The 9,581-nt window shown below is 36.8% G+C and carries 13 protein-coding genes and 1 pseudogene; 3 read left to right on the top strand and 11 right to left on the bottom strand.

Going from position 1 to position 9,581, the window contains the following annotated elements; translation table 11 throughout:
- Window positions 1-11: 11 nt before the first annotated feature.
- Window positions 12-122, bottom strand: a pseudogene (locus FTV30_RS14265) (IS3 family transposase); the annotation flags it as partial.
- 21 nt (window positions 123-143) lie between these two features.
- On the opposite strand from FTV30_RS14265, the gene FTV30_RS14260 reads away from it, so the two are divergent.
- Window positions 144-491: a hypothetical protein gene (locus FTV30_RS14260; RefSeq protein ID WP_159138984.1), complete on the top strand. Its 348-nt coding sequence runs from the start codon at window positions 144-146 to the stop codon at window positions 489-491.
- A gap of 793 nt (window positions 492-1,284) precedes the next feature.
- Here FTV30_RS14260 and FTV30_RS14255 read toward each other — a convergent pair.
- The 6 genes from FTV30_RS14255 to FTV30_RS14230 all read right to left on the bottom strand — a co-directional run bounded on the left by FTV30_RS14255 (window position 1,285) and on the right by FTV30_RS14230 (window position 4,375).
- Complete coding sequence (locus FTV30_RS14255) at window positions 1,285-2,094, bottom strand: hypothetical protein (RefSeq protein ID WP_108091266.1); 810 nt, start codon at window positions 2,092-2,094, stop codon at window positions 1,285-1,287.
- Window positions 2,095-2,221: 127 nt separating this feature from the next.
- Window positions 2,222-2,437 (bottom strand): hypothetical protein, encoded by a 216-nt coding sequence (locus FTV30_RS14250; protein WP_042087985.1) that lies wholly within the window; start codon window positions 2,435-2,437, stop codon window positions 2,222-2,224.
- Window positions 2,427-2,723 (bottom strand): BrnT family toxin, encoded by a 297-nt coding sequence (locus tag FTV30_RS14245; RefSeq protein WP_042087986.1) that lies wholly within the window; start codon window positions 2,721-2,723, stop codon window positions 2,427-2,429. Before FTV30_RS14245 ends, FTV30_RS14250 begins: the two co-directional genes overlap by 11 nt.
- 70 nt (window positions 2,724-2,793) lie before the next feature.
- Window positions 2,794-3,294: a hypothetical protein gene (locus FTV30_RS14240; protein ID WP_068550831.1), complete on the bottom strand. Its 501-nt coding sequence runs from the start codon at window positions 3,292-3,294 to the stop codon at window positions 2,794-2,796.
- The gene (locus FTV30_RS14235; RefSeq protein WP_032491912.1) at window positions 3,291-4,220 is read right to left on the bottom strand and encodes a MobA/MobL family protein; all 930 of its coding nucleotides are present in this window, start codon (window positions 4,218-4,220) and stop codon (window positions 3,291-3,293) included. Before FTV30_RS14235 ends, FTV30_RS14240 begins: the two co-directional genes overlap by 4 nt.
- Entirely contained in the window at window positions 4,220-4,375 is a 156-nt protein-coding gene (locus FTV30_RS14230) for a hypothetical protein (RefSeq protein ID WP_169031083.1), read from the bottom strand. The genes FTV30_RS14235 and FTV30_RS14230 overlap by 1 nt, the downstream gene beginning before the upstream one ends.
- A 280-nt stretch (window positions 4,376-4,655) precedes the next feature.
- Between FTV30_RS14230 and FTV30_RS14225 the strand changes: the two genes are divergently transcribed.
- Together FTV30_RS14225 and FTV30_RS14220 are read left to right on the top strand one after the other, a co-directional pair.
- On the top strand, window positions 4,656-5,063 hold the full coding sequence (locus tag FTV30_RS14225; RefSeq protein ID WP_180001808.1) for a conjugal transfer protein TraD: 408 nt from the start codon (window positions 4,656-4,658) through the stop codon (window positions 5,061-5,063).
- 889 nt (window positions 5,064-5,952) lie between these two features.
- Window positions 5,953-6,660: a tetratricopeptide repeat protein gene (locus FTV30_RS14220; RefSeq protein WP_107010122.1), complete on the top strand. Its 708-nt coding sequence runs from the start codon at window positions 5,953-5,955 to the stop codon at window positions 6,658-6,660.
- Between the two features lie 22 nt (window positions 6,661-6,682).
- On the opposite strand, the gene FTV30_RS14215 is transcribed toward FTV30_RS14220, so the two are convergent.
- From FTV30_RS14215 to FTV30_RS14200, 4 genes are all read right to left on the bottom strand, one after another.
- A complete protein-coding gene (locus FTV30_RS14215; protein WP_213069658.1) occupies window positions 6,683-6,979 on the bottom strand; it encodes a HigA family addiction module antitoxin in 297 nt (98 codons plus the stop codon).
- A 10-nt stretch (window positions 6,980-6,989) separates the two neighbouring features.
- Window positions 6,990-7,268: a type II toxin-antitoxin system RelE/ParE family toxin gene (locus tag FTV30_RS14210; RefSeq protein ID WP_087704769.1), complete on the bottom strand. Its 279-nt coding sequence runs from the start codon at window positions 7,266-7,268 to the stop codon at window positions 6,990-6,992.
- A gap of 820 nt (window positions 7,269-8,088) precedes the next feature.
- Window positions 8,089-8,904 (bottom strand): hypothetical protein, encoded by an 816-nt coding sequence (locus tag FTV30_RS14205; RefSeq protein ID WP_107010119.1) that lies wholly within the window; start codon window positions 8,902-8,904, stop codon window positions 8,089-8,091.
- 81 nt (window positions 8,905-8,985) lie between these two features.
- Window positions 8,986-9,486 (bottom strand): hypothetical protein, encoded by a 501-nt coding sequence (locus tag FTV30_RS14200; RefSeq protein ID WP_107010120.1) that lies wholly within the window; start codon window positions 9,484-9,486, stop codon window positions 8,986-8,988.
- Window positions 9,487-9,581 lie beyond the last annotated feature (95 nt).

Genomic DNA, 9,581 nt, shown 5'->3' with positions numbered 1-9,581 from the left:
TATACTGCTCAGGGAGCAATAGCGGTGATCGCAGCCCAATTCGATGGATAATCTTTCTCGGATTCAATCAATAATTGAACCGCTCTTTCTCTGATTTCAGGGGTATATTTTACTTTTTTCATCGGGACATTCTCTCAGAAAGCTTGGTCTCCGACAAACCCGGTACGGTTCAAGGTGAGATTTCTAAAATATATGTAGACAAAAATTCAATCAAAACAGCACCAAATAATAATGATATTAGATATTTTTCTATAAAAGAAGTTCACTCAAATCCTAAAAATAATGTAGTGAAAAATAATTTAGCGATTGAATGTTCACAAGGTCTTTTCTTGAGCCCATTTACTAATCAATGGGAACCTATTTTTCAAAGAGGCTATATTATTGGTACTCTAAAAACCTATGAATATTATAGCTATACAACTGTTTGCGATGATGTCAGAGGAAAATATTCTAATAACATTATTATTAATACAAACAGAATTGGATTTTAATAATAGCCTAAGCAGAACAAGCTTCTCAAAAGCTCTTCTATAAAAATATAAAAACCTATAAAAGCAAAAGCACATGCTCTCAACTTCTCAACTCGTTACCCAAGCGTCGCACTTCGTGCTTTGGCTTTGGTGAACGGTTGAGAGAGTTTCGGCAATACTCTCCCTAAAGGCGGTCATTTAAAAAAATGACACATCCTTTAAGTATTGCCGATTTACCGCATATTCTTTTGGCTTCGGAGCCACGTATATCGGTCGTATCCGCACATAGCTTTGCAGACTATGCAGACAAGGACTAAAGGTCTTGCACCTTCTCCCACGCGCTCCCTGTCGAAGTATGGCGGTATCTCTGCGAGGGTTTCCCCAACATGCAACTTAACCAACCTATACAGCTACTCTTAACGCTCCGCTTTTGTGAGATTCCCCTGTAGCGGTTTAGCCTTTCGACTATCGCTACGTTGCACCAGTGACACTTATTCCCTCCACATGCAACGCATGCCAATCCCTAAAACGGACACGCAGAAGCAGGCAAAGCTCGATCTATGATGCTTATTTGATGATTTAAAACACGGATTAACGAAGACTTATCATTTTGAGACTTGATCTAAACACTGTTTATTGTGAAAATAGAGTTCAGGTACCAGCCTTTGGTGAAATCATAACGGTCGCCAAACCTTATGATCTTCGTTATTCGATGGGTTAACATCAAATAACTGCGTACCGTAGAATTTACTGGAAAACCCCTCTAAGTTGCAAGGCTTAGGGGGGATTTTCTTTATAATTTACAATTACAAATTTACTTATCCTTATTTAAAGCAAATTTTCGCTTCTTAATCACAGTAATTGACTTTTCTTGTGAAGCTATATTTTGCTGAATAGCTACCTGCTTCATTTTTACTGGTAAAGTAATCTTTTCATCAGATTTGGGGCTAGATTCTTTAGGCTTTGAATCTGTTGGCTTTTGCAAAGTTGCTTCTTTATTTTTAATTTTTATATAAATTTTATGTACGACCGTATTGTGTTCTTTGATCTCCTTATTTTTACTCTTTATTTTTTTATATTGTTCTTTAAAGGGCGTTATAAAATTCTTAACCGTTGATAGCAGTACAGCTTCATCAGAGTGTATATCTGCTAATGTCTTTGGTGTTTCACTTTGTACAAAATCAATAAAATGTAAGGGAAATTTTTCAATAATCTCTGGAGTAGCAAAACTAACAAAATGATATCCGTGATAAGAAATTACAGCGTAATTTGTATCCTGTTTAATCGGATGTTTGATATATCCCTTTACTGTCGCTTCTCCTTGATCCAATAGCTTTTTTAGATAGAAATCCTTGATATGATTCTCTAAAACTCTACTTTTTCTATAAAAATTAATCTTATTGTTAATCTCTTCTCGCTCTTCTATTTCATCAACAATATCTAACTTATGACTAAATTCAACAAATTGAGCATGATGATATTCAGCAAGTTTAGAAGTCCAAATTAAGATTTGTCCAAGATTATCAGGCTTAATAATCTCAATATCGTTGAAATCAAGTTTTTTTATTAGTGCAAGTTCTTCATGCTTGAACTCTTTTCTTTCCAAACTTGAATGTTTCAACATAACAACTTCCTTAACCACGGCGTATCCTTCAAAAACTATAAAGTAAAAGCTCATTTGGTATGAATACCAAATGAGCTTTCTAATTAATCAATCAAACATTAAAACAAAAAAGGGAGGTCATACCTAATTAAGTACGTTTCAATGCCATAATATGGCGAACCATATCGTTAATATGTTGTTTTGTTTCATTATCTTGTGAACCTAACCATGTCACCACATCAGCATCAAAAGCCTTTGCTTGAGCGATGGCGTGACGTTCCTGTAATTTTTTCACAAAACTAGGTTTAACCAATGGGGCATTGGTAGGATCAAAATTTTTATAGCGTTCTAATTCATTTTGCATTGCTGTACCTCCGCTTTTGGTGATGTGATGGTTCAAATGCAGTGATTATTCTCGCAACATCTCCACGTTCAACCCAAACCACTGTTAATAGTCTACCACGATTGCTTAAACCGACTGATATTAGTCGTTGTTCGTCATAGTGTCCTACATCATCAAAAGACATCAATGCAGGATCAAGGAAAATACTACAGACTTCTTCGAACGTAATTTCACGCCCTCTGTAGACTAAATCCATTTTTTGGTCATGCCATTCAAATAACAAGCCGTAATATTCAATCAATGGCATGATTACCCCTTTTCCTCTCGTAGAATTGAAATTAAGTAAGAATTTTCTTTTAGCATAAGAAATATTCTTATTATTTTGGGTCTATGACACAAAAATCGCCATTTTTTCCATATCCGCACTGCTTTTTCATCACTCGGACACACGGTTTAGATTCTCCATCAACTTTACAACTTCCAATATCAAACTGGATGCCTTGCTGTCTCAGGCTCTCGATCTGCGGGATATTGCCTAAAGGTTTGATATAAACACTAAACAGCCAAATGATACCAAGCATCAGAATGGCAAAGATGCCTAGAACAATGGTAATGAGCTTCCATGACAACTGATCACGGGCTGATTCAATTGAATTATTCAAGCGTCCAAGTGCTTTAGCGGTCTTAATAAGCTCCGCTGTACCCTCCTGTAAGCCCGTATTTAGCGATTTTGATACAGTATGGTGGGTCTGCCCAGCAATAGTGCTTTGAATGTGTTCTTTCGTGATTTGAAGCTCTTTAACGGCCTGATTGACGAGGTTCTGCTGTTGTTCTGCAACTGCCATTAGTGCATATAGCTTTTTTTCATCAGGTGTCATCGGCTCATCCCTCTAAACTTCATTGTTTTCTGTTGCTCTCTTTCTAATTTCTGCTGTTGTTTGTACTGTTCCAAAGCAAGCTGTTTAAAGCTGTCAAAATCAGCCTTAAAGCTCTCAATACCCTGTTTAATTTCTTTGTCTGAAATTGGGCTGTTTTTGAGGTCTTTCAGGTCTTTTTTAGGGTCGCCTAAATCTAGTTGCTCAAGCTCTTTATAGGCTATACGTGACTGTTGCAAGGCTTCCCTGATTTCAGGGTCTTTAGCTTGGCTTGGTAATAGTTTCTTTTCGGGTTCTTTCTCTACGCCTTGCTCTTTGTAGCTTCGCATATCAATACGGCTGTCAATTTGGTGTTTTTCTAAATGGCTGTTGCATAAATCTGCCCATCTTTGGCGTAGGTCTTTAATATCGGTTTTTCGTTCCTGGTAAGTCTTGCCTGTATTGTCTTTTTTAGCTCCGCCACGTTCAGGATTCTTGCTGTTATAGCGTTTAAAATATTGCTCTGGATCTCGCTCGATTCCATCTTGTAGACGTTCATTAAACATGAGGTGAACGTGAGGCTGATCGTTGCCGTCCATTGCTTTAGGGTTATGGATCGCAAACTGATACGGATATTTTGAGCCAATTTCAGACTGAATGAAGTCCTCAACCAGTTCTAGGCGTTGCTCGGCATTCATCTCTCTAGGCAGGGCAATTTCATATTCTCGATAGGTACTGCCATTTTTGCGCTCGTAAAGGTCGGCTGCCTGCCAAAAGTTAATCGGATTATGTTCTGCCCATTTCGGCATGTTTCCATAAGCACTATGTTCAAGATCGGTTTCTGCCTGTTCCTGTTTCAGCTTCTTTTCTTCGTCCCGATCTATATATTCGGCATGCGGTGCTGCCTTGCCTGCCTTACCAACTTTGACACTTAAACGAGCAATCGCCATTAGGTTTTATCCTGTTCCTTTTTTTGGTTGCGTTCCTTCTTAAACGCTCTTTGATCGAATATCGAAGCAAGTACCATAATGAGGATGAGTAGCGGTGCTGCGATCACGCCAAAAATAATATCTTTGATCTTTCCCCATACCTGTTTTAGTTGCATGTTGTTGCTCCTAGCGTTGGTACTTCTTTTTTTCATTCAATTTTCAATTGAATGAAAAAAGAAGTTTCAGGGTTTTAGGGATGAAGTCCCTAACGTGCTTAGGTTTCTCAATGAAATTGAGAAACGTCTAAGCGCGCCATCAAATTTTTGATGGAAGTACAGGCGAACTTCTCTAGAACGAACTTTAACAAAATTGCGGACATTGGACGTAATTATTTTGTTATCGTTCTTTGAGAATTGAGCCTGTGCTTTTGCGGTATCTGAATTAATGGAATCAAATATGAATAATGATTGGCTGTCTGAAAAAATCACGTATATTTCTGCTTTAAAGAATCCAAGTGATGCTCAAAAACTTTTATTGGAATTAGCAAAAATCCAATACCGTACACCCGACCAAGAGAAAAAACTAAGCGCCTTAATCAAAGCTGAAAAAGCCATAGATCGAGCAAATAAACAGAAAATAGCAGTTAGAAAATTACTGAATGCAGAAAAGGAAGCTGAACGTAAAAAACGTACAAGGCATCTTATTCAATTAGGTGCACTTTTTGAAATTGCTAACTTGGATAAGCGAGATCCTGCAGAATTGCTTGGAGTACTACTTAAAACTGCTGAAATTGATCCAAATGATGCGAAATGGGAAATTTGGAAAGACTTAGGCCAAGATACATTGAATCAGCGTAAAAATTAAAATTGAAGTAATAACGGCTCATAAGCTGCAAAATATAAGCGTATGAGCCTTGTAGGGCTGGATCATAAGAGAATATTAACATCCGCTATCTTTTTTTTTTTAAGTGTCATACTCGGTTCATTTTTGAATGTAATGTATCTCTTTAATATAAGAAGAAAAATACTCTTACACAGAGACAAAACGAAGATTAGATCTTTTAATGGGGCGATAAATTGGCGCATCATATCAACCACGTATTCCATCATAAATATGCCTTTGAATAGTTTGATAAGTTCTATTCTGCATGATTTATCGATTTCACACAAAAACTTTTTAAATAACAAGTATTTATTAATAATATATTAACATGCTTGCATTGATTTCATTAAAAATCTTTCACTTGATCCTAATTATACGAAATGTAAAATTAGGAAAAAATTTAGCTCAAAAGGTGTTAAATCAGCGTAAAAAGACTGAAAAAAATAATAATTGATTATGCAGTTAAGCTACTTAAAACCGTGGAACAATGATCAGTTATTAAGCGTGGAACATGAAAAATCCACAAAAAAGCCCATTTGAGGGTAAATGGGCTTTTCAGTAGTATATAAGGAATTGATTTTTAAAGGAATAAAAAAAGCATTTCGTATAATCTGCATTATGTTAATTGTAGGAAAACTTAAATTAAAATACTTAAATAAGCTATTCTTAGTATTTCATGCACACCATCTAACGAATAATAAATTTCTGATATTTGAATCAGAACATTTGTAATATGAAACTAAATATTAAGTGCTACTGAAAGCTATCTTATTGCAGATAAGATTAAAAATAGTAATGGTATAGCTTAACTATTTAAAAAAATGAGAATAAACCCTCATTAAAAAATCTATTTTTATTAAATTTTAACGATATGAAAACGAAAAATTTATCAATATTTTTAACGGTATTATTGATAGCCTGCTCAGATGTTGATGACAATCCGAAACCAGATAGAACGCAATTTGAAATACTGTTAGAAAAAGCTCAGCAAAATGATGCAGAAGCTCAATATAATTTAGGCCGTATGTACCACTATGGTGAAGATGTTCCCCGGGACTTTGCCACCGCTAAGGCTTGGTACGAAAAAGCTGCTGCTCAAGGTCAGTTAGATGCCCAAGTTAATCTAGGCGTTATATATAACAACGGGAGCGGTGTTCCTCAAAACTTTAATACCGCTAAGGCTTGGTACGAAAAAGCGGCTGCTCAAGGTCATGCAGAGGCTCAGTATAATTTAGGTACTATGTATTACTATGGTGGAGGCGTTCCTCAAAACTTTGCTACCGCTAAGGCTTGGTACGAAAAAGCAGCTGCTCAAGGGGATATAAGGAGTCAGAATAATTTAGGCTTTATGTATACTCAAGGCCAAGGTGGGCATAAGGACTTCAATACCGCTAAATTTTGGTACGAGAAAGCGGCTGCTCAAGAGGATACAGACGCTCAGTATAATTTAGGCCTTATATACTTAAATGGAAGAGGTATAGGTAAGGACTTAAATACAGCTAAAAAGTGGTTTAAACAATCCTGCGACAATGGAAATCAACAAGGTTGTGATGAATACCGAATCCTAAACCCACATTAATAAAATTTATTAATATTTTTAGTTAACAATTAACAAAAAATGGTTGAATCTGTGGACGCTGTTTTTGTGATTCCATCCAAAGTGAATACTTAGATTGAACACGCATTAACAGGTCTGCACTGATTCCCAAAGCATCATGCAAGCGTAAAGCTACATCTGCGGTCACTGGCGCTTTACCGTTAATAATTCGAGAAAGTAAAGGACGTGTCACTTGAATACGTTCAGCAAGTTCTGTAATGGTGATCGCTTGTCCTTCTTCTTTTAAGCCATCTAACCATTCTGACACTAACTCACCTGCATGAGCTGGATTATTCATCATCATATTCACCTCAATGGTAGTCCTGATAGTCCACGATATACGCATTACCATCTTTAAAAATAAAAGTCAGACGCCAATTGGCACTCACAGTGATTGACCAATGATCTTTTAATTTACCTTTCAAAGGATGAAGCTTCCATCCAGGAAAATTCATTTCATCAATGCTTTGCGCTTCATTCAAAGCAGTTAATTGTCTTTTTAACTTGGTTGAATGAACAGACTGAATACCTGCTGTAGAACTGGTTTTAAAAAATCGTTCCAGTCCCTTATGATTAAAATCTACAATCACAAAAAATCATCCTTTGTATAGTTTTAATATACAGCAATTCGTTCAGTAAAACTATACAGAAATATAGAATCAAATAAAATCAAAAGCCTTAAAAACAAATGTGCTCACTCTCTCAACTCGCCCCCAAAGCGTCGCACTTCGTGCTTTGGCTTTGGTGAACGGTTGAGAGAGTTTCGGCAATACTCACCCTAAGGGCAGTCATTTAAAAAAATGACCTATCCCCTAAGTATTGCCGATTTACCTGTATATATTTGGCTTCGGAGCCACGTATATCGGTCGTATCCGCACATAGTTTTGCTGACTATGCAGACAAGGACTCAAAGTCTTGCACTTCGCTCCACGCGCTCCCTGTCGTTACATTGCCTGTATCTCTGCGAGGGTTTCCCCAACATGCAACTTAACAAGTCCTATGTAACTACTCCCAACGCTCCGCCTATGTGAAGTTCCCCTGTAAGCGGTTTAGCCTTTCGACTATAGCTACAATACGCCAGTGACACTTATTCCTACCACACGTAATGCATGCCGACCGTAAAACGGACACGCAGAAGCGGGCAAAGCTCGATCTAGGATGCTTATTTGATGGTTTAAAACACGAATTAACGAAGACTTATCATTTTGAGGCTTGATATAAACACTGTTTATTGTGAAAATAGAGTTCAGGTACAAGCCTTTTGGTGAAATCATAACGGTCGCCAAACCTTATGATCTTCGTTACTTGATGTTAGTTCCATCAAATAACTGCGTACCGCTGAATTTACTTGAAAACCCCTCTAAGTTGCAAGACTTAGAGGGGTTTTTGTTTATAATTTTAAATTACAAGTTACTTATCCTTGTTTAAAGCAAATTTTCGCTTCTTAATTACAGTAATTGGCTTTTCTTGTGGAGCCATATTTTTCTGAATGGTTCCCTGCTTCATCTCTACTGGGACAGCACTATTTTCAGTAGTCTTTGGACTAGATTCTTTAGGCTTTGACTCTGTTGGCTTTTGCAGAGTTGCTTCCTTATTTTTAATTTTTATATAAATTTTATGAGCAACTGTATTGTGCTCCTTAATTTCCCTGTTCTTATCAGCCAATTTTTTATACTGTTCTTTAAAAGGTTTTATAAATTTTTTGATGGCTGATAAGAACACGGCTTCTTCAGGATATATGTCCGCTAATGTCTTAGGTGTTTCCTTTTGCACGAAATTGATGAGATCGGCTGGAAATTTTTTAAGAATCTCTGGAGTAGCAAAGCTTACAAAATCATAGTCATGATAAGAAATTACAGCATATCGGGTATTTTTCTTAGTCGGACTTTTAATATAACCTTTGACTGTTGCCTCTCCTTGATCAAGTAACTTTTTCAAATAGAAATCTTTGATTTGGTTTTCTATAAGCGCATTACCTCTATAGAACCTAAGCTTCTGACTGATTTCCGCCTGTTCTTCCAGATTGTCTTCATCAACAAGTTTTAGCTGTTCGGATTGGTCAAGGAATTGAGCATAATTATATTGAGCAAGTTCGGATGTCCAAATCAGCAACTGATCAAGATTTTTAGGCATAGGAACTTTCAAATCATTCAAATCAAGCTTTTTAATGGGCGCAAGTTCTTCTTCCTTAAACTCTGTTCTTTCTAAACTTGATTGCTTTAACATAATAATTTCCTTAACTTCCACTAATTTTAAACATAATAAAAATTATAAATGAGTGCTTAGAGCCTTCATTTTCAGATTCAGCTATTTGGGGTCAATAACGCATAAATCCCCATGCTTCCCATAGCCACACTGCTCTTTCATCACTCGGACGCAAGGCTTGGACTCGTCTCCAACGGCACAACTTTGAATATCAAACTGAATACCTTGCTGCTTTAAACTCTCGATCTTTGGAATATTCTCTAAAGGCTTAATATAAGATGCAAATAACCATGTCATAGTCAGTATGAAAACTGAAAAAACACCTAAGAAAGTGGTGATTAACTTCCATGAAAATTGATCACTGGCTGATTCAATCGAGTTTTTCAAGCGTCCAAGCGCTTTAGCGGTCTTAATAAGTTCTGCTGTACCGTCCTGTAAGCCATCATTTACCGCTTTTGATATAGTGTGGTGGGTTTGCCCAGCAATAGTGCTTTGAATGTGTTCTTTCGTGATTTGAAGCTCTTTAACGGCCTGATTGACTAGGTTCTGCTGTTGTTCTGCAACTGCCATCAGTGCATATAGCTTTTTTTCATCAGGTGTCATCGGCTCATCCCTCTAAACTTCATTGTTTTCTGTTGCTCTCTTTCTAATTTCTGCTGTTGTTTGTACTGTTCCAAAGCAAGCTGTTTAAAGCTGTC

Origin of the sequence: Acinetobacter sp. YH12255, assembly GCF_013417355.1 — a bacterium.
GTDB lineage: Bacteria > Pseudomonadota > Gammaproteobacteria > Pseudomonadales > Moraxellaceae > Acinetobacter > Acinetobacter pseudolwoffii.
The sequence above is the reverse complement of the archived record's forward strand: the minus strand, read 5'-3'. Positions and strand labels throughout refer to the sequence as shown.

Excerpts from the sequence above, each read along its gene's own strand:
- FTV30_RS14205 (WP_107010119.1), bottom strand. The coding sequence starts at position 8,904 with ATGTTAAAGCAATCAAGTTTAGAAAGAACAGAGTTTAAGGAAGAAGAA.
- FTV30_RS14255 (WP_108091266.1), bottom strand. The coding sequence starts at position 2,094 with ATGTTGAAACATTCAAGTTTGGAAAGAAAAGAGTTCAAGCATGAAGAA.
- FTV30_RS14235 (WP_032491912.1), bottom strand. The coding sequence starts at position 4,220 with ATGGCGATTGCTCGTTTAAGTGTCAAAGTTGGTAAGGCAGGCAAGGCA.
- FTV30_RS14245 (WP_042087986.1), bottom strand. The coding sequence starts at position 2,723 with ATGCCATTGATTGAATATTACGGCTTGTTATTTGAATGGCATGACCAA.
- FTV30_RS14220 (WP_107010122.1), top strand. The coding sequence starts at position 5,953 with ATGAAAACGAAAAATTTATCAATATTTTTAACGGTATTATTGATAGCC.
- FTV30_RS14250 (WP_042087985.1), bottom strand. The coding sequence starts at position 2,437 with ATGCAAAATGAATTAGAACGCTATAAAAATTTTGATCCTACCAATGCC.
- FTV30_RS14200 (WP_107010120.1), bottom strand. The coding sequence starts at position 9,486 with ATGACACCTGATGAAAAAAAGCTATATGCACTGATGGCAGTTGCAGAA.
- FTV30_RS14240 (WP_068550831.1), bottom strand. The coding sequence starts at position 3,294 with ATGACACCTGATGAAAAAAAGCTATATGCACTAATGGCAGTTGCAGAA.
- FTV30_RS14215 (WP_213069658.1), bottom strand. The coding sequence starts at position 6,979 with ATGATGAATAATCCAGCTCATGCAGGTGAGTTAGTGTCAGAATGGTTA.
- FTV30_RS14225 (WP_180001808.1), top strand. The coding sequence starts at position 4,656 with ATGAATAATGATTGGCTGTCTGAAAAAATCACGTATATTTCTGCTTTA.
- FTV30_RS14230 (WP_169031083.1), bottom strand. The coding sequence starts at position 4,375 with ATGCAACTAAAACAGGTATGGGGAAAGATCAAAGATATTATTTTTGGC.